Annotated in this window: 16 protein-coding genes and 1 tRNA gene; 4 read left to right on the top strand and 13 right to left on the bottom strand. The window is 64.7% G+C overall.

Annotated features, from left to right (window positions below):
* Positions 1 to 2: 2 nt before the first annotated feature.
* The 4 genes from smc to JNM03_RS18500 form a co-directional block, all read right to left on the bottom strand.
* The gene (smc, locus tag JNM03_RS18515) at positions 3 to 3,446 is read right to left on the bottom strand and encodes a chromosome segregation protein SMC (RefSeq protein ID WP_294038941.1); all 3,444 of its coding nucleotides are present in this window, start codon (positions 3,444 to 3,446) and stop codon (positions 3 to 5) included.
* Positions 3,447 to 3,594: 148 nt separating this feature from the next.
* The gene (locus tag JNM03_RS18510) at positions 3,595 to 4,341 is read right to left on the bottom strand and encodes a thioredoxin domain-containing protein (protein ID WP_294038939.1); all 747 of its coding nucleotides are present in this window, start codon (positions 4,339 to 4,341) and stop codon (positions 3,595 to 3,597) included.
* 37 nt (positions 4,342 to 4,378) lie between these two features.
* Positions 4,379 to 5,104: a thioredoxin domain-containing protein gene (locus tag JNM03_RS18505; RefSeq protein ID WP_294038937.1), complete on the bottom strand. Its 726-nt coding sequence runs from the start codon at positions 5,102 to 5,104 to the stop codon at positions 4,379 to 4,381.
* A gap of 15 nt (positions 5,105 to 5,119) precedes the next feature.
* Positions 5,120 to 5,707: a DUF721 domain-containing protein gene (locus tag JNM03_RS18500; protein WP_294038935.1), complete on the bottom strand. Its 588-nt coding sequence runs from the start codon at positions 5,705 to 5,707 to the stop codon at positions 5,120 to 5,122.
* Between the two features lie 26 nt (positions 5,708 to 5,733).
* On the opposite strand from JNM03_RS18500, the gene JNM03_RS18495 reads away from it, so the two are divergent.
* The 3 genes from JNM03_RS18495 to nudC are packed head-to-tail and all read left to right on the top strand — an operon-like array spanning position 5,734 to position 8,920.
* A complete protein-coding gene (locus tag JNM03_RS18495; RefSeq protein ID WP_294038934.1) occupies positions 5,734 to 6,765 on the top strand; it encodes an A/G-specific adenine glycosylase in 1,032 nt (343 codons plus the stop codon).
* The gene (locus JNM03_RS18490; protein ID WP_294038933.1) at positions 6,762 to 8,051 is read left to right on the top strand and encodes a serine hydrolase; all 1,290 of its coding nucleotides are present in this window, start codon (positions 6,762 to 6,764) and stop codon (positions 8,049 to 8,051) included. Before JNM03_RS18495 ends, JNM03_RS18490 begins: the two co-directional genes overlap by 4 nt.
* Positions 8,051 to 8,920 (top strand): NAD(+) diphosphatase, encoded by an 870-nt coding sequence (gene nudC, locus JNM03_RS18485; protein WP_294038932.1) that lies wholly within the window; start codon positions 8,051 to 8,053, stop codon positions 8,918 to 8,920. The genes JNM03_RS18490 and nudC overlap by 1 nt, the downstream gene beginning before the upstream one ends.
* A 38-nt stretch (positions 8,921 to 8,958) precedes the next feature.
* On the opposite strand, the gene JNM03_RS18480 is transcribed toward nudC, so the two are convergent.
* From JNM03_RS18480 to JNM03_RS18470, 3 genes are all read right to left on the bottom strand, one after another.
* Positions 8,959 to 9,384, bottom strand: a complete 426-nt coding sequence (locus tag JNM03_RS18480; protein ID WP_294038931.1) for a DUF2497 domain-containing protein — start codon at positions 9,382 to 9,384, stop codon at positions 8,959 to 8,961.
* A gap of 74 nt (positions 9,385 to 9,458) precedes the next feature.
* Positions 9,459 to 10,946: a TolC family outer membrane protein gene (locus JNM03_RS18475; protein WP_294038930.1), complete on the bottom strand. Its 1,488-nt coding sequence runs from the start codon at positions 10,944 to 10,946 to the stop codon at positions 9,459 to 9,461.
* A 39-nt stretch (positions 10,947 to 10,985) separates the two neighbouring features.
* Positions 10,986 to 11,648, bottom strand: a complete 663-nt coding sequence (locus JNM03_RS18470) for a protein-L-isoaspartate O-methyltransferase (protein WP_294038929.1) — start codon at positions 11,646 to 11,648, stop codon at positions 10,986 to 10,988.
* A 245-nt stretch (positions 11,649 to 11,893) separates the two neighbouring features.
* On the opposite strand from JNM03_RS18470, the gene JNM03_RS18465 reads away from it, so the two are divergent.
* Positions 11,894 to 11,967, top strand: a tRNA-Cys gene (locus tag JNM03_RS18465).
* A gap of 293 nt (positions 11,968 to 12,260) precedes the next feature.
* Here JNM03_RS18465 and JNM03_RS18460 read toward each other — a convergent pair.
* From JNM03_RS18460 to JNM03_RS18435, 6 genes are all read right to left on the bottom strand, one after another.
* On the bottom strand, positions 12,261 to 12,752 hold the full coding sequence (locus tag JNM03_RS18460) for a flavin reductase (RefSeq protein ID WP_294038927.1): 492 nt from the start codon (positions 12,750 to 12,752) through the stop codon (positions 12,261 to 12,263).
* Between the two features lie 273 nt (positions 12,753 to 13,025).
* Positions 13,026 to 13,790, bottom strand: coding sequence for an SDR family NAD(P)-dependent oxidoreductase (locus tag JNM03_RS18455; protein WP_294038925.1), 765 nt, complete (start codon positions 13,788 to 13,790; stop codon positions 13,026 to 13,028).
* Between the two features lie 2 nt (positions 13,791 to 13,792).
* Positions 13,793 to 15,127 (bottom strand): histidinol dehydrogenase, encoded by a 1,335-nt coding sequence (gene hisD, locus JNM03_RS18450; RefSeq protein WP_294038923.1) that lies wholly within the window; start codon positions 15,125 to 15,127, stop codon positions 13,793 to 13,795.
* A gap of 38 nt (positions 15,128 to 15,165) precedes the next feature.
* Positions 15,166 to 16,020, bottom strand: a complete 855-nt coding sequence (locus tag JNM03_RS18445; RefSeq protein ID WP_294038920.1) for a fumarylacetoacetate hydrolase family protein — start codon at positions 16,018 to 16,020, stop codon at positions 15,166 to 15,168.
* A gap of 27 nt (positions 16,021 to 16,047) precedes the next feature.
* Positions 16,048 to 16,809, bottom strand: a complete 762-nt coding sequence (locus JNM03_RS18440; protein ID WP_294038918.1) for an SDR family NAD(P)-dependent oxidoreductase — start codon at positions 16,807 to 16,809, stop codon at positions 16,048 to 16,050.
* A 58-nt stretch (positions 16,810 to 16,867) separates the two neighbouring features.
* Positions 16,868 to 18,985: a TonB-dependent receptor gene (locus JNM03_RS18435; RefSeq protein ID WP_294038916.1), complete on the bottom strand. Its 2,118-nt coding sequence runs from the start codon at positions 18,983 to 18,985 to the stop codon at positions 16,868 to 16,870.
* Positions 18,986 to 19,024 lie beyond the last annotated feature (39 nt).

Here is a 19,024-nt window from a genome sequence, read left to right as displayed (position 1 = left end):
GTTCACTCGGCTGCAAGAAGCTCCTCGGCGCCGCCGAGGTCGACCGAGACGAGGCGGCTGACGCCCTTTTCGATCATCGTGACCCCGAACAGTCGGTGCATGCGCGCCATCGTCACGGCGTTGTGCGTGACGATCAGGTAGCGAGTGTTCGTCTCGCGCGTCATGCGATCGAGCAGGTCGCAGAAGCGTTCGATATTCGCGTCGTCCAGGGGTGCATCGACTTCGTCGAGGACGCAGATCGGCGCCGGGTTGGTGAGGAACAGGCCAAAGATCAGCGCGACCGCCGTCAACGCCTGCTCGCCGCCCGAGAGCAGGGTCAGCGTGCCGAGCCGCTTGCCAGGCGGCTGCGCCATGATTTCGAGGCCGGCTTCGAGCGGATCGTCCGAATCGACGAGTTCAAGATGCGCCTGACCGCCGTTGAACAAGGTCGTGAACAGGCGCTGGAAATGGCCGTTCACCGTCTCGAAAGCGGCGAGGAGGCGGGCGCGGCCCTCGCGGTTCAAATTGCCGATCGACCCCCGCAGCCGGTTTACCGCCTGCGTCAGTTCCTCGATCTCGGCGGCGCTCTTCTCCCGTTCGGTGTCGAGTTCGGCAAGTTCGTCGGCAGCGACGAGATTGACCGGGCCAAGGCGTTCGCGGTCGGCGATCAGGCGGTCGTGCTGCGCCGACTCCTGCCCTGCGTCGCCGACGCTCTCGCTAGCGAAGCCCGCCTTCTGCGGCAGGAGCGGTGGGGGGCATTCGAAACGTTCGCCTGACAGCCGGCCCATTTCGACGCGCCGAAGTTCGGCATTTTCGGAGCGTGCGACCGCGCCCGCGCGGTTCTCGCGCGCGGAGGCGACGCGCTCGCGGATCGCGGTCAACGCCGCTTCGGCTTCGCGTAGCGCCGCTTCGGCTTCGCGTTCGCGGGCTTCGGCGGCACCGACCTGTTCGCGCAGAACGGATTGCTGTGTTTCGGCGCCGGCGCGTTCGCCGGCCAGCTTGTCGGGAAGGTCTGCGAGCTTCGCAGCTTCCGCAGCAAGGCCCTCGGCACGCTTGTCCATTTCGGTGACGCGGCGAGCGGCTTCGCCGGCGCGGGCTTTCCAGCTCCTGATCTCGGCCATGACGACCGCTTGCCGTTCGCTCAAGGCGGCCAGCGCCCGGTCGTGTCCGGCTAGCGTGTCGCGCGCGGCGCCGGCATCGACACGGGCGCGTTCGGCGGCGGCTTCCGCCGCTTCGAGCGCCGCGCGGGCGATGCCATCGTCCGGGAGCGCCGCGAGGGCCGCGTCCTGAACCCTCAGTGCATCGGCGGCTTCCTGCGCGGCGTCGCCGATTTCGCCAAGGCGGCGATCGAAAAGGGCGGCGGCATCGCGATGGCGATCGATTGCCGCCTGTGCCTGATCTGCAGCACGCAGAGCGATACGGCGCGATTCGTCCGATCGGCCGACGGCCTTGCGGGCGAGGGCTGCGGCTTCGGCGAGTTCGGTGGCCTTGGCGGCGGCGGCGTCGCGGCGATCCTTCAACTCCTGTACGCCGAGTTCGACTCCGGGGCGCTGTGCCGCAAGCGCGTCGAGGCGGTTCTGGCGTTGCAGCCGTTCGGTCGCGGTCGCGCCGTCGCCGCGCGTGACGAACCCGTCCCAGCGGCGCATCACGCCTTCGGCGGTGACCAATCGCTGCCCGACGGCAAGCAGCTGCCCGCCGTCGCTTTCGGTCACCGCAACCTGCGCAAGACGGCGTGACAGAGCGGGCGGTGCCTCGACAAATTCGGCCAGCGAGCGGGTGCCCGCGGGAAGGGCGGGGTCGTTCTTTGCCGCATCGGCGCCGTTCCAGCTCCGCGCGGCCTGCGCGTCGGTACCCGCATCGAGATCGTCGCCGAGAGCGGCGGCAAGCGCCGCCTCATATCCCGGAGACACGCGCAACCGGTCGAGGATACGATCCTCGTCGCTGCGCGCCGCGGCGAGAGCGCGTTCGAGCGTCGCCGCTTCCCCGTCGAGTGCGGCCAAAGCCGCCCGCGCTTCAGCAAGGCCCGCTTCGATCGTGGTAAGGTCGGCGGCGATGGCTTCGCGATCGGCTTCGGCCGCGGCCAGCGCGGCTTCCGCCCCGGCGATGGCCGCCTCGGCGGCGTCGGCGGCGCGGACGCTTTCGGTCAGTGTTTCGGAGAGTGCCGAGCTGTCGCCGAGCGCTGCGATTTCGGTCTCGATTCGCGTCTTGTCGTTGGCAATACGGCGAACCGCGGCCTCGGCGGTGTCGCGCGCGGATATCGCGATGCGGCGGTCTGCGGCCTCGCTCGCGGCTTTGGCCCGCGCTTGCGCCAGCGACACTTCGGCGTCGCGGAGCCGCGCCTGTGCAGCCTGATCGGCATCGACAAGCGCCGCCTTGTTCGCGTCGTGCGCGGCGATATCCTGTGCGAGCGTCCTGGTTTCCGCATCAAGCGCGGAGAGCGCGCCATGGGCCTCGCGGGCAAGCTCGCCTTCGCGCGCGCGGTCGTCGGCGATCCGCTGTTGCTGGGTGACCAGATCGTCGAGTCGTTGTCGTGCGGCGCGTTCTTCGCCTTGCAGGCGGACGAGTGATGCGGTCGCCTCGGCGAGAGCGTCGCGCTTCGCCTGCGCTTCGGTCCTTGCGGCACCGACGCGCGTCGCGACCTCGACCTGCGCCGACGATATGGTTTCGAGCTCGGCCTGCGCGGTCCTGACCGCGGCTTCGGCGACATCGGCATCGCGGCGCGCCTGGTCGGCCGCCGCTGCGGCATCGCGCCAGCGGGCATAGATCAGCCGTCCCTCCGCAACGCGGATTTCCTCGCTGAGCCTTTTATAGCGTTCCGCCGCACGTGCCTGACGGCGCAGCGCGTTGGCGCGGACTTCCATGTCGGCTACGATTTCGGAGAGACGTCCAAGGTTGGTTTCGGTCGCCCGCAGTTTCTGTTCGGCATCCTTGCGGCGGACGTGCAGGCCGGCGATCCCGGCGGCTTCCTCCAGCATCGCGCGGCGGTCGGTCGGTTTGGCGGCGATCACGTTGGCGATCTTGCCCTGGCTGACCAGTGCCGGGCTGTGGGCGCCGGTTGCGGCGTCGGCGAAGATCAGCGCGACGTCCTTTGCCCGCACGTCGCGACCGTTGGCGCGATAGGCACTGCCCGCGCCGCGATCGATCCGGCGGATGATTTCGAGCTCGCGGCCTTCGCTCGCGTCTGAAAGTCCGGCGACCACGCCGCCTTCGGTGTCGCAGTGGATGGCGACCTCGGCAAAATCGCGCGCCGGCCGCGACGACGTGCCGGCGAAGATCACATCGTCCATCCCGCCGCCGCGCATCGACTTGGGGCTCGATTCACCCATGACCCAGCGGATCGCTTCGAGCAGGTTCGACTTGCCGCAGCCATTGGGGCCGACGACGCCGGTCAGTCCGGGTTCGATACGCAATTCGGTCGGTTCGACGAAGGATTTGAAACCGGTCAGGCGCAGCCGCTTTATCTGCACGGAAGGCTCCCGTGCAGTTTACCGAATCGGAGCTGGTGAAACCATGGTGTCACATATCCCCCTCGCACCGTCATGGCGCGTGGGCGGACGAGTCGCAAGGGGCGGAAAATCCTCCCCGCCGCGCGGCGGCAGGGAGGGGGGTGTTACGTCAGCGCGCGCCCATGGTGCGCAGGCGGTCGCGCAGCGGACCCCAGGAGGCGATGCCTTCCGCGACCTGGCCGTTGATGACGAAAGTCGGGGTGCCCTGAATCGAATATTTCTCGGCCGCAGCGTTGGTGTTCGCCTCCAGCTTCGAGATATTGTCGATATTGGCGAGGCAGGTGTTGATCTGGTCGGCGGTGACGCCGCGCGACTGGAAGAAGGTGTCGAGCTTCCACGCCTTGGCGAGCGCGGGGAAGCGCTGGGCCGGAGCCAGCTTCATCGCGGCTTCGCCCCCTTGCGGGTTGCCCTGGGCGCCCGCGAACAATTCTTCCTGCGAAGCGAAGACATTTTCCTGGAGCGGAAAATAGCGATCGACCGGCGCGCAGTGGATGATGGCCGCAGCGGAAGCGTCGAGCGGGTCGCGGATGAAGTTGCGAACTTCGAGGCTCACCCGGCCGGTGTCGATGAAATCGCGCTTGATCTCCTCATGACTTTCCTTGGAGAATTCGGCGCAGTGCGAACAGGTCAGCGATGCGAATTCGATGATCTTGATCGGCGCGTCGGGGTTGCCCATCGCATAGCCGCCATCGGCGGTCTTGGTGACCGTCGCCGACCATGTCTTTCCGGCGGGTGCTGCGGTCTTGGCAATGACATCCTGCTCCTTGGAGGGGTCGGTCTTGCTTTCGCCGCAGCTCGCAAGCGCGAGCGCGCCGAGCGACGACAGGAGGAGGATGCGCAGCGGGGACTTCATCATGATCGGACTTCTCCAGCAAATAAGATTTGGCGGGCTTTTACGAGCCCTTCAGCGCGGCGTCGAGTTTCGTTTTGATCGCCGCCCATGATGTGACGCCCGCCTGCCTGCCGTTGATGAAGAAGGCGGGCGTGCCCCCGACGCGATCAGCGTTGACGCCGATATTGGTCATGCCGGTGAGTTCGGCCTGCGCGACTTCATTGTCGAGGCAGACATTCTGCTGTGCGGTGGTGTAACCGCGTGCGGTCATCAGCGCGGTAAGGCCGGTGTCGGCGGCAATCTTGCGTGCGCGTTCGCCCGTCGTGCCTTCGAACCAGCTTTTCTTCTGCTTGTCGGTCGCCTTGGTGATGCGATCAAGGATCGCAGGCTGCGCGGCGAAGATCGCCTGGTGATTGCCAGCGAAGGCTTTGGCGCCGCCGCAGCGCGCGAGCAGCGCCGCCGTCATGTCGATGGGATCGCGCACGAGGTTGCGATATTCGAACTGGACCAGACCCTTGTCGATATAGAGCGTCTTCAGCGGCACCCCCGCCGCCCGGGCGAAATCGCCGCAGACGTGGCACGTATAGCTGAAATATTCGACGACCTTCACCTTCGCGGCGGGATTGCCGATGCTGTAGGCGCCGATCCCGCTTTCGGCAATGGTCGCCGACCAGCGCGGCGCGGACTGCTGGGCCGGGGCGGCCGACGTGAACAGGACGAGCGCGGTGGTGGACAGCACCACGACGGCGGCACGGCGAACCCGGTGGGCAAGATATGATGCGGGCATGATCAGACCGTCTTCCTAGCTTATTTTGGGGATATTGGGTGCGGCCGCCAGTCCCGCCGCCATGCGTTCGAGCACGGTACGCAGTTCCGGATCGCCGATGTCGCGCAGACTATCGCCCAATTCGGCCGGTACCGGCTTCAGCATTGCCGGCGGCTGAACGGGGGCAGCGGGCGTCACCTGGCCGTGCGTCATGCGGACGGTTGCGATCGCGGCATAGCCGAAGAAGCGGTTGACCGACGCGATGATGTCGGGCGCGACATGCTGAAGCATCGGGGCGTGCGCGCCGCTGATCGTGAGGTGCAATGTCCCGCCGGCCTTCTGTCCGGCCGGGAATCGGATCATTGCCGGCTGGGTCACGTCGGCCAGCCGGTCGCCGACGATCTCGCGCCACCGACTGACCACCGAAGACTGGACAAAGCCGAACTTGCGGAACGCGGTGCGGCCGATTTCGGGAACAAGGTCGGCGATCGCACGCGCGTTGCCGCCGCGTGGGCGCTCATAGGGACGTTCTGTCGAGAGGCGTTCCCTGAGCGCGCGCGCCTCGGTCTTTTTCCGGGGCTTCTTATCCGCTCCCTCGCCGTCGTTGCTGCCTGCTTTCGCCATCGCCGCCGCCATGCCATAGGCGGGGGGTGAGCGTCCAGACGTCCGATCCCTCCAGCGAAACTTTCCCGGCACGCCTGCTGGGCTGGTACGACCGGTCGGCGCGCGTCCTGCCGTGGCGAATTCCGCCGCGCAGCGGCGCGGTGCCCGACCCTTACCGCGTGTGGATGGCCGAAATCATGCTGCAGCAGACCACGGTCGCGGCGGTAACCGCCTATTTCCGGCGCTTCATCGAGCGGTGGCCGACGGTCGTCGATCTGGCGGCGGCGGACGACGCCGACGTGATGGCGGCGTGGGCCGGGCTTGGCTACTATGCGCGCGCCCGCAACCTGCTGGCGTGCGCGCGCGCCGTCGTGGCCGATCATGCCGGGCGCTTTCCCGACAGCGAGGCGAGCCTGCGTGCGCTGCCGGGAATAGGCGATTATACCGCGGCCTCGGTCGCCGCGATCGCCTTTGGGCGGCCGTCGGTCGTGATCGACGCCAATATCGAGCGGGTCATGGCGCGGCATCGGCTGATCGAAACCCCGCTTCCGGCGGCGAAACGGGAGATCCGTAGCGCGCTGGCGCCTCTTGTCCCGGCCGACCGGCCGGGCGATTTCGCGCAGGCGCTGATGGATCTCGGCGCGACGGTCTGTACCCCGCGCGCGCCCGTCTGCGCCATCTGTCCGGTCATGGCCGACTGCCGCGCGCGCGGGCGTGCCGACATCGAAAAGCTGCCCGTGAAGCCGCCGAAGAAGTCGAAGCCGCAGCGCTATGGCGTGGCCTGGTGGATCGAACGCGATGGCGCCGTCTGGCTCGTCCGCCGCCCCGGCAAGGGCATGCTCGGCGGTATGCGCGCGCTGCCCGGTGATGAATGGAGCGACCGTGCGCCGCCCGAGTCCGGCCTTACCCACGTCGATCATGGCTTCACCCATTTCGACCTCCGGTTGATTCTGGTGCGCCGTGAAGTCCAGCTTGCCGCAGGGGAAGGCGAATGGTGGCCGCTTTCGGCGCTTGACGCGGCCGGATTGCCGACGCTCTATCGCAAGCTGACCGACAAGATGCGGGAGAGAGTCACATGAACATGATGGTTTCGCGGCGGGCGCTGCTTGGCGGCATCGCGCTGGGCGGAGCGGGGGCGATGCTGCCCGGTTCGGCCTTTGCGTGGAAAGCCGACGGCGCGGCGCTTTATCCGTCGACCTATGGGTTCATCAAGGGGTTCGTCGACCGGCGCGAACTGGCGGGAACGCTTGCCGCAATCGGCAAGGGGCAGGAGGCCCTCGATGTTTTCGGCGCCGGGACGCAGGCGATGGATTCAGCGAAAGCGGTCGATGCGGACACGCTGTGGCGCCTCTATTCGATGACCAAGCCGGTGACGGGCATGGCGGCGATGATCCTTGTCGAAGATGGCAAGATCAAGCTCGATCAACCGATCGCCGACTTCCTGCCCGCCTTTGCGAAGATGAACGTCCAGAACACGCCCGACGGATCGATCACCGACGTGCGGCCTGCCAAGGGGCCGATTACGGTGCGTCAGCTCCTGACCCATACGGCGGGGCTCGGCTATGGTATCGTCCAGAAGGGACCGCTGCGCGACGCTTATAACGAGCAGGGCATCTTGGGTGGGCAGGTCAGCCGGCTGCCGATTCCGGGCTTTCCGCCGGCGACGCCGGCACCGAGCCTGGCCGCCTTCGCCGATCGGCTTGCGAAATTGCCGCTCGTCTATGAACCCGGGACGCGCTGGAGCTATTCGGTCGGTCTCGACCTGATGGGCCGCGTCATCGAGGTTGTTTCGGGGCAGCCGTTCGATGCGTTTCTGAAGGCGCGCATCTTTGATCCGTTGGGTATGGTCAGCACGGGCTTTCAGGTGGCGGCCGCCGACGTCGGGCGGCTGACGACCAACTATGCGCCCTACGGCGGTGCGTTGCTGCCGATCGATCCGGCGACAAGTTCGATCTATCTCGACAAGCCGCCGATTCCCTATGGCGGCGGCGGGCTTGTTTCGAGCGCGCGCGACTATGACCGCTTTCTCGCGATGCTGCTCGGCGAGGGGGAAACCGGCGGCGTGCGGATCCTGAAGCCCGAGACCGCGCGGCTTGCGATGTCGAACCTTCTGTCCGATGCGGTCGATCGCAAGGGCACGTTCGTCGACGGTGAGGGCTTTGGCGCGGGCGGCCGCGTTTCGCTCGCGACCTCTCCGACGGGCGAAGGCATTTACGGCTGGGGCGGTGCCGCGGGGACGATCGCGTTCGTCGATCGCAAGCGCGGGTACCGGGTTGGTGGTTACGCGCAGTACATGCCGTCCGAAGCGCTCCCGTTTCAGCGCGATTTCGGTAAGGCTTTCTTCGCCGACATATTGTTGCGCTGATGCCGTTGCCGCTAGGCTTTACCGGCGCGCGGATCGATCGCGCCGACCAGCTTCGGTCCGATGCCGCGGCGTTTGCGGCGACGGTCGCCGATCCGCGCGCGACCTGCCTTGCCATGGACGGGATCGACCCGGTGCCGGGCGAGCGAGGCGGACTGGTGTGGGAGCCGCTTGACCGATCCGACGAACGGCCGCTGCTCCTGCTCGGGATCGACGATGCCGGCGCGCCGCGTTTTGTCCGGGCGCCTGCTCCCGGCGCGCGCATCGACGCCCGCTCGCGCACGGTGATGCGGCTGCTGCCGCTGTTGTCGCCCGAGGAGGCGGCGCTCTATGGCGGCGCGCGCAGCCTTGTCGACTGGCACGCGCGGCACGGATTTTGCGCGGTCTGTTCGGCGCCGACCGAGATTTTTCGCGGCGGCTGGGGCCGCCGGTGCGGGGCCTGCGACGCCGAACATTTCCCGCGGGTCGATCCGGTCGTGATCATGCTCGCCGAATGTGACGGGCGCGTCCTGCTTGGCCGTCAGCCCGGATTTCCGCCGGGTTTCTTTTCCGCGCTGGCGGGCTTCGTCGAACCCGGCGAATCGCTGGAGGAAGCGGTCGCGCGCGAGCTTTTCGAGGAAGCGGGCATCCAGGTATCCGATGTCTCTTATGTGGCCAGCCAGCCCTGGCCCTTCCCTTCATCGCTGATGATCGGTTGCCGGGCGGTCGCGCGCGACCCCGCGCTCACGCTGGACATGACCGAACTGGAAGCGGCGATGTGGGTCGATCGCGCCGAGGTGCGCGCGGCGCTGGCCGGCGATATGGGCGCGAGTTTTCTGGCACCGCCGCCGCTGGCGATCGCACGCTATCTGCTGGAAGACTGGGCGAGTTGAAACCTTTCGCCGCGTCGCGGCAGAGAGGGATCTGAAGGTCAGAATTTCTTGCCGGTGATCCGGCTGATTTCCTTTGCCACCATCGCCTCGACCATGCCGGGCAGGTTGGTGTCGAGCCAGTCCTTGAGCATTGGACGGAGCGCTTCGAGAACGACGTCTTCCATCGTCCGTCCGCCGGTGGCGACGGGCGCGGGCGCCGCAGCAGGCGCGACCGCGGCGGTCAGCGCCTCGAGCGACTGACGCGCGGCATCGGCGCTGGCCGCCGAAACCAGTTCTTCTTCGGTCGGAATCGCCGGGGCGGGGGCGGGTGCATCGTCCGATTCCGCATCGTCGAGGTCGAGGACATCCTCGCTTTCCGCGACCGGGCGCTGCTCACGGGAGCCGGGGGCCTCGTCGCGCGCAATCACGCGCCGAATCGACGACAAGATATCTTCCATCGATGGCTCTCGCGACATGTCGCCCATTGTTGCCCCCTGTGCCCCACGAAAATCGGGCGGTTAACCATCTTCTACCGGTCGGGGGCGGCCTTTGCCAAGCCCTATTGTTGGGGCGACGTCTCGACATAGGCGGGGACGTTCGCCGTCGCGGCGGGGACGGACTTGGTGTCGGTGGCGACCTGCTGGGGTTTCGGATCGTCGGCCCAGTCGAAAATCTGGCCCCGGACGCGGCGATAATTGACCTCGGGATCATAGAGCGCGCCGCCTTCGACCCCCAGATCGCGCGCTTCCGCCTTGCCCATCGCGGCAAGGACCGAGAATGCCGCGACATAGGAATTGCGCCGTGCCGAGACGAGTTGGACCTGGGTGTTCAGATATTCCTGTTCGGCATTGAGGATGTCGAGGATGGAGCGTGTGCCGACGCTGTTTTCGGCACGAACGCCCTCAAGCGACAGGCCGTTCGCACCCACCGCCTGTTCGGTCGCGGCGATGATTCGCTCGTTCGCCTGCCACGCGGCATAGGCGCCGCGGGTCTGGGCGATGACATCGCGTTCGACTGCGACGTAACTTTCGATCGCCTGGCTCGTCTGCGCTTGTGCCTGACGCACGCGGGCCGAGGGCCGCCCGCCCTGGAAGATGGGTACCGTCATCGATACGCCCGCGATCGTGCTGGTCGTGGTGTTGTCCGATGTCGTGTTCCCCGCAGGGATCGAATTGAGATTGTTGTTGTAGCCGCCGGTCAGCGTTGCCGACAGCTTTGGCGCGCGGGTGGCGCGAGCGGCGCCGATGTCGGCGCGGGCCGCGCCGAGGCGCTGGTTGGCGGCATCGATATCGGGGTTGTTGTTCAGCGCGATGGCGACCGCTTCCTCGGCGGTCGCCGGCAGGTTCGGCAGCGTCGGGGGCGATTGCAGATCGTCCGGCGCGTCGCCGACCAGCCGGATATAGGATTCGCGGCTGCGGATCAGGTTCGATTCGGCGGTGCGCAGATCCCCTTCGGCGAGTGCGAGGCGCGCCTGCGATTGGGCGACGTCGGTTCGCGTCAGGTCGCCGATCTCGAACCGGTCGCTTGTCGCCTGCAGATTGGTGCGCAGGACGGATACATTCTTCTGGTTGAGCTGGACGATCGCGATGTCGCGAATCACGTCCATATAGGCACCAACGACCTGCGAGAAGACACTCGCCTCGGTCGCGCGAAGATCGGCCTGTCCAGCCTCGACGCGATATTTGGCGGCCTTCACCGCATTGCGGACCGCGCCGCCCTGATAGATGGGAACCGACACCTGCGCGCCCGTCGACAGCGATCGGCCGGGGGTGAAGAAGCTGTTGCCGGGGACGACCAGATTTTCCTGATAATCGACGCTCGCGCCGACCGAGGGCAGTCCCGCGGACTTCTGAATCGGGACATTCTCGTCGTTCGCGCGTTGTCCGGCACGGGCACCGGTGAGCGTGGGGTTGTTCTCATACGCCTTGGCCAGCGCCCCTTGCAGCGTTTCGGCGTGCGCCGGCGCAGCCATGGCGAGTGCTCCCAACGCCATGCCGGCAAGCCAGCGGGCGCGGCGATCGGCAACCTTGTTCTGTTTATCGTGCATCGTGATGATCAGCCTGAAACGGGAAGGGGGGAGGCGTCTTTAGAACTGGAATCCCGCGGGCGCGGCAAAACCGGGTAGCGGCGGGACATCCATGTCGGCGAAGGCGCGGATCGCGATCGTGCCGCCGGCTTTCACGCCCTGGACCAGCCGCGCGACATTGCCTTCGCGCCAGGCGGCGACGATTCGACCATTTTCGGAAAGCTGCGCCGCGATGGCGTCGGGCAGCGTTTCGATCGCGCCGTCGATGACAATACGGTCGAACGGCGCGGCCTTCGGCGCACCGGCGCTCAGCGGTCCCTCGATCCAGTGGATGGCCTCGTCGGGAGCGGCGGTGCGGGCGACGGCGAGCAGGTCGGCCTGTTCCTCGACGGCGTAGACCTCGGCGCCAAGCTTTGCGAGCAGCGCTGCGGTATAGCCGGTCCCGGCGCCGATCAGCAGCACGCGCATGCCGGGCCGGATTTCGGCTGCGACCAGCAGGCGCCCGGTGACCAGCGGCGGATTGAGCACGCGGCCTTCGCCGATCGCGATGGCGCGGTCCATATAGGCGACACCCGACAGCGCGGCCGGCACATGCGCCTCGCGCGCGACCGCGCCCATCGCACCGACCACGGCGGGATCGATGACATCGTTGGTCCGGAGCTGACTGTCGACCATCGCCGCGCGCATGTCCGCCGCACCAATCTCGCTCAATTTCGTTGCCATCGTTCCGTTTCCGATTCCCTGGGATCCAAAGCTTTGCAGGCAGCCGTAGCCCAAGCCACGCTGTATTGCAATACTAATACAGCCGTGCTCCCGCATCGCGCCGCGCATAGCTGGCAAAGGGAATGCCGCCAAGTCCGCAGTGCGGTCGGGGTTCGACGAAACGAGGCTGAAATTGCGAAACAATCGGATTGCAGTGGCGGAGCATAATCGCTAGGGGCGCTATCTCCACGCAAATCTGCGCTCGAGGCCCGATGGCGGAGTGGTGACGCAGAGGACTGCAAATCCTTGCACGCCGGTTCGATTCCGGCTCGGGCCTCCATCTCCTGTCCTGCTCTGTACGGACAGCCTCGGCGTCGAGATTCCCGGATGATCGGTTGCTTTCCCCAGTCCGCAAGTGGTGTAGGGGCGCCGCTCGCCGCGCTCCTGATTGGCGGTCGCGGCTATCTGGCGGCTTCGAGATCCTTGGATCGCCGCTAATCGACCTTGTGGGCCCGTTCGGTATTCAGCGACGGGCCTGCTCGGTAGCTTTGCGACGAGGCGAGAAACCCGAAAAAGGCGGTGCGCACTTCTTGCGGGATCGCCTTGTTCAGCACGATGTCGCGGTCGGAAAGACTATGCCGCGGTGCTCGGTGAGAGACGATGGTAGCACCGGTCAAAATAGACCAAGCCTTCCATCCGATCGAGCAGGCGCATCGATTCAACCTGACAAAAAAATACGCTATGCGTACCGATTTCGTTCACTTCCGAGATGCGACAGTCGAGCGATGCCAAGGCATCCCTCAGCGCGGGGGCTCCGGTGAACAGGGTTGTCCACGCCGAGTCATCTGCGAAACGGTCGAGCACTTCCGATCGAGCGAAAAGGTCTGCCATTCCGATATGCTGCCCCGTGAGAATATTCACGCAAAGCACCCCATTTGCCTTCAGCACAGCGTTCGTCGCGGCAGAGCGATTGACGCAGACGATGAGCGTCGGCGGCTCGTCGGTGACGCTACAGACGGCCGACGCGGTAAACCCGCGTCGACCGGCTGGTCCGTCCGTGGAAATGACGCACACTGCTGCGCCCAATCGGGCCATGCCTGCTCGAAAAAGGATGGGATCGACCATCGTGACCTCAGTTCATGAAATGGCTGCTGTTGGCATCCGAAACGGCGCCGTTGACGAACGAAGAACCGCGCGAGATGGGCTGTCCGACAATGTCCGCGCCAGGGCAGGGCGAACGGGTCCGATCTTCAAGGTTCGATATCGAAGCGAATGTCCGTGAAGTTGCCGCGCTGCCGTTTTGGGCAAGTGCGGTGCCGTCGGCCGGGTGCGCCCATCGGCGGGGCGGAAGCACGGAGAAATATCGTCTTTCGACTGCACCGGCGCTCGAGAATGAATTCATTCTGCCGTCCATCCGCCGTCTATGACGAGTGACGTGCCTGTCATAAGACTGGAGGCGTCAGAAGCCAGGAACAGAACGGCGCCCATGATGTCCTCAACCGCGCCGATCCGTCCAAGCTTGATCTTTGCAAGAACACTGGCCTTAAACGCCGCGTCCTCGAACATCGGTCGGGTCAGCGGGGTCTCGACGAAGGTGGGGGCGATGGTGTTGGAGCGGATGCCGTGGATCGCAAGATCGAGCGCGAAGCTCTTGCTCATTCCTTCGAGAGCCCATTTGCTGGCGCAGTAAAGCGAGCGCTCCGGGCCGCCGACGTGGCCCATCTGGCTGCCCATGTGAATCAGGCTGCCCTTTGCGTCCTCGGCGATCATCCGCCGCGCGCAGGCCTGCGCGACGAAGAACGCACTTTTGAGATTGAGATCGAGGACGGCATTATAGTCTGCTTCGGTCACCTCCCACATTGGTTTGGGGCGGTTGGTTCCGGCGTTGTTCACGAGGACGTGGAAGGCCGGGCGCTCATCGAAGAAGACTGCGACTGCGGCGAGATCGAACACGTCGAGCGCGGCAGCCCTGGCACTGTGCCCAGCAGAGCGGATCGCCTGCGCTGCGGCCTCAAGTTCGTCTATTGTGCGCGCGGTCAGCGTCACATCCGCGCCCGCCTCCGCCAAAGCAGTGGCACAGGCAAGGCCGATTCCGCGCCCTGCGCCTGTCACCAGCGCTCGGCGCCCGTCGAGGCGAAAGCTGGGTGCGCAGGGCAACGCCACGATCAGGCTGCAGTCTGGGCGCTGGGTTCGGCCTGGCCGGCATACGGGACATTGCGCCCGCCGAAACGGCGCACGCGGATGTTGGCCTGCTCGCCATGTCCGGCAAAACCTTCCAGCGCGCAGAGCCGGCTGCAGTATTCGCCGACAAGCGCGCTTGCCTGGTCGGTCAGCACCTTCTGATAGGTGCAGGTCTTGAGGAATTTGCCGACCCAGAGGCCGCCGGTATAGCGCGCTGCCTTCTTCGTCGGCAGGGTGTGGTTAGTGCCGATCACTTTGTCGCCGAACGAGACGTTCGTGCGCTGTCCAAGGAACAGCGCCCCGTAATTTGTCATGTGCTTCAGGAAATAGTCGGGATCGGCGGTCATCACCTGGACGTGTTCGCTGGCGATCTCGTCTGCTATCGCCACCATCTCGTCATAACCTTCGGCCACGATCACCTCACCGAAGGTGTCCCACGCCTTGCGCGCGTAGTCGGCGGTGGGGAGGATCTGGAGCAGACGCTCGATCTCGACCATTGTTTCGCGCGCGAACGTCTCGCTGTTGGTAAGCAGCACGCCAGGACTGTCGGGCCCATGTTCGACCTGGCCCAGGATATCGGTCGCCGCCATCTCGGGATCGCATCCGACCGTATCGGCGATGATCAGCGTTTCGGTCGGACCGGCGAACAGGTCGATGCCGACGCGGCCGTAGAGCTGGCGCTTGGCCTCGGCGACGAAAGCGTTGCCGGGACCAACGAGAATATCGACGGGTTCGATGCTCTCGGTCCCCAGCGCCATCGCTCCGATCGCCTGGATGCCGCCGAGAGCGTAGATTGCGTCCGCCCCCGCGAGCGCTTGCGCGGCGACGATGGCGCGCGCAGGCGTGCCACGGAATGGAGGGGCGCAGGTGATCACGCGCGGAACGCCCGCAACCTTTGCGGTGATCACCGACATGTGCGCCGAAGCGAGCAGCGGATACTTGCCGCCGGGGACATAGCAGCCGGCATTCTGGATCGGCAGATGGCGGTGGCCGAGCACGACGCCGGGCATGGTTTCGACCTCGACATCTTTCATGCTATCACGCTGAATTTTAGCGAAATTATAGACCTGTGCCTGGGCGAACTCGATGTCCTTGCGTTCCTGGGCGGTCAGGCTGTCGACGCAGGCGTCGATCTCCGACTGGCTGAGGCGATAGTCATCGCGGTCCCAACCGTCGAACCGGTTGCTCATCTCGCGCACCGCCACGTCGCCGCGCGCCTCGATGTCGGCCAGGGCTGCTTCCACGATGTCGCGAACCTTGCGATCGGTATTTGCCTTGGCCTCCGCTGCCAAGCCGCGCTTCAGATACTTTGCCACCATATCGCTCCGATTACATGCCTGTGAATGATGCTTTGGCCTCAAGCGACGACGCGATTTTCGATCGCGCCAATGCCATCGATTTCGCAGCGCATCACATCACCCGGCCGGAGAAAGCTCGGCGGGTCCATGGCAATTCCGACGCCCTCGGGCGTGCCGGTCGCGATCAGATCTCCGCTTTCGAGCGTGAAGGCAGTCGAGAGATAGGCAATCTGCTGCCAGAGGTTGAACACCATCTCCGACGTGTTGCTTTCCTGTCGCAGCGTGCCGTTGACGAAACAACGCAGCGGAAGATTGTGCGGGTCGTCGATCTCGTCGGCGGTCACGATCCAGGGACCGATCGGACCATGCGTGTCGAAGGATTTGCCCATCATGAAGGTCGGCGAGTGAAACTGCCAGTCCCTGGCGCTCACATCGTTGCAAACCACATAGCCGAACACGTAACGACGGGCATCCTCTTCACGGACGCCTTTGGCCGGCGCGCCTATGATCGCGGCCAGTTCGACCTCATAGTCGAGCTTTTCGGTAACACCCGCAACGACGTCGTCGAAGGGGCCGGCAATGCAGGTCGTCTGCTTGTTGAACCAGAATTGCTGCTGTGGCTTGGGTACCCCGAGCTTCTCGGATTCAGCCATATGCTTGCGGTAGTTCATGCCAATGGCCAGAAACTTCCCCGGTCGTTCGATGGGCGCCAGCAAGCGGACACCGGCGCTGGCCCGAGTATGTTCACGCGCGGCAATGGTGTCCTGGACTCGTGCCAAGGCGGCATCTCCGCCCCGAACGATCGACAGTATGGTGGGATAATCGGACGCGATCGGGCTCAGGTCGACGATTGTTTCGCCTTCAAGCGCGCCAAGACGGGTCTGATCACCTTCGGAATAACGTAACAGCTTCATAACAATGCTCCGGAATTGCGCCTGAGCTCACCAGGCCGTGGTTCCACCATCGATGCGGACATCCGTCGCGGTGATGAACGAGCTTTCGTCCGAACCCAGAAATACCGCCAACGCAGCCACTTCCTCCGGCCGCCCAGGACGTCCCAGCATGATTTTCCTCAGCATCGGATCCCTGAAGTCGGGATCCTGCAGTAACCCTCTGGTCGCGCCCGTTTCGATCAACCCCGGCGAAAGCGAGTTCGCGCGAATGCCGTGGTGGCGCCCCTCCATGGCGAAATGCCGGGTCATTGAAAGCACGGCGCCCTTGCCCGCCGAATGCGCCAGGCCCGGCAAGGCTTCATATCCGATCCAGGCCGATGCGGAGGCCATGTTGATGATCGCTCCACCCCGTTCCGCGAGAGCAGGCCACGCAGCCTTCGTCAGATTGAAGACGATGCTGACTTCGGCATCGAGCGTATCGACGAAGTCATCGCGCGAAAGGTCATCGATCCACGCGAACCGGGCATCCGCCGCGCAGTTGAAGAGGACGTCGAGTCGCCCGAAGTGCGAACATGCGAGATCGACCAGCGCCTGGCACATCGATGGATCGCGTGGGTCGCAAGGATGGATCGAGATCATTTCTCCCCCGGCATCGCAAACGCTGTTCACACAGGCTGCCGCCGCCTCGACATCGACGTCGCATCCAACCAGCCTGGCCCCTTCACGCGCGAACAATTCCGCCGATGCACGACCAATGCTGCCACCGGTTCCGGTAATGATGCAGACTTTCCCTGCAAGACGTCCAGCCATGTGCATTGCCCCTGCATGCCGAGAAGCCGGACAGAAGCGGCTCCTCGGCTAGGATCCGTCAGTAGTTGAACGTCAACCGGGCGCCGAACGTCCGGGGAGGACCGAGCTGCGTGGCAGTGGGGCCAGGAATGCCGCCTAAAGCCGATGATCCGGGAACGGCCTTGTCCGAGAGGTTCTTCCCCCAGATGCCGAAGCTCCAGCGTTCGTTCTCGCTGTAGTAAGTAAGCGACGCATCGACGAGCAGGAAGTTGCCGAGGCGATCACCGGCGACATGCGCAAAGTCGCCCCAATAGGAGGATTCGTAGCGCGCGTCGGCACGCGCTCTGATATAGCCTGAATGCAGGGTAAAATCGTGCGAATACCCTGCAGTGACGGTCCAGGCGGGAGCGAATGCTATCGAATTCCCGCTGTAGCTTGTACCGTTCGGCTGAACGAAATCCTTGTAGATCCCGTGTAAATAGCCAAGCGAGAGATTGAACTGGTCGGTGGATGCGGGCTTTACAACGAGGTCGGCCTGCGCGCCGTAGATTTCTGTTCGCTTGGCATTGAAGATCGGGTTGAAAACCGCACTGATATCATAGCTTTGCTGAAGAAGGTCGTTGTATCTGTAATAGTATCCTTCCAGATTCAACTGCACCATATTGTCCAGGAATCTTGATTTCATGCCGGCTGAAAATGCGCTGAGCTTTGATGGCTTTACAGCATTGTCGAATGTGGTGGAACTGGCCTTCTCATTGAAGGTGCCGGGGGTGTATCCGGTTTGGAAGCCGGTGTAGACCAGCACCTTGGGCGCGATGTCGTAGTCGATCCCCACCTTGAAATCGACGTGACGATAGCTCTTGTCGAAATCAAAGAGCGTGCTGTCGTAAGCCACGCCAGCCCCCTCGCGCTTGAAATGGCTGGCGCGCGCGCCGGCGGTGAGGCGGAGGCGGTCGCTCGCCGAATAGGTAAGTTCACCGAACGCGGAGAGATTATCCAGCCGATTGCGTGTGACATTGCTGATGTACGCGCCGCCGCCGAATAGGGCGAACGCTCCGCTGTTGGTGAGCCGCGACCCGTATAGTCCGGCCAGCCAGCGCAAGCGGCCGGCCTCGCCGAGCAGGCGGAACTCCTGCGTAACCTGCTTGTAGCGCCCGGTGAGATCCGCCGGGATTGAGGTCAGCCAGAAATTCTGGTCCGAGTTGATGTATTGATAGGATGTGATCGAGGTCAGCGTAGTGCTGCCCAATTGGGCATCGAGTTGGGCACCGACTGAATAATTATGGTATATTTGATCGAGCGCGGAAATTGCTCCGAACGGCGCCAGAGCCGCCAGAGCACCCGTTCGCGTATCATCCCAAGGATCGTTTGCGTGAAGATAGGCCCCGTTACGCAGCCCCATAGAGGTTGCATCGAATGACCGCGTGACGACGTTGATCGGATGGCCGTTCTTTGTTGCAACCGATCCCCAGACATTGAACGAGACGGCATCGGACGGGGTAAATAGCGCTGAAAGCCGGCCGACGAAGTCGTTCTGGGAATTCGCACCACTTTCCTGGTAGCCGCTATGGCGTGCATAATCGACCGCGCCGCGGATCGCCAGGTCGTTCGAAACCGGAATATTCTGAACGGCCGTCACGTGGAAGAAGTCATAGTTCCCACCTTCGACAGCCAGCTTCGTCTGATAATGATCAGTGGGACGGTTGAAGTTGATGTTGACGGTGCCGCCCATGGCGGTTCCGCCATAGAGTGTGCCCTGCGGTCCCGGCAGCACCTCGATCTGGGCGACATCAAGAAAGCCTGCGCTCGCGCCTTCGCGTGGGGTCGATACGCCGTTCAGGTTCAGCGCCACAACGGGCTGCACGTTAGCGAAATCCAGCGACGCGCCTACGCCGCGGATGAAAACCTGAACAGACTGCTGCTCGATCTGAAAACGGGCGCTCGGCACCAGCGCTTGCACGGCGGGAAGGTCGCTGATCCCACGCTCGACGAGCGTTTCACCGGTGACAGCGGTAATGGCGGCCGGCGTCTGCTGCAAAAGGGTGGAACGCTTCTGCGCCGTCACCACGATGTCCTGAACGGTGGCATCATTCGCGGCATCTGCGGGTTGGGCCCCGGCCTCTTGTGCGTGCGCAGCGGTACCATGTGCGAGACCGAGAGCAGACACGCACAATATCAATGTTTGTTTCCGCGCCATACGTCACCTCCCCTTGAGATTATCTTTTGGAATATCGGC

This window comes from Sphingopyxis sp., assembly GCF_016793825.1.
Classification (GTDB): domain Bacteria; phylum Pseudomonadota; class Alphaproteobacteria; order Sphingomonadales; family Sphingomonadaceae; genus Sphingopyxis.
This window is presented reverse-complemented; position numbering and strand designations above follow the sequence as displayed.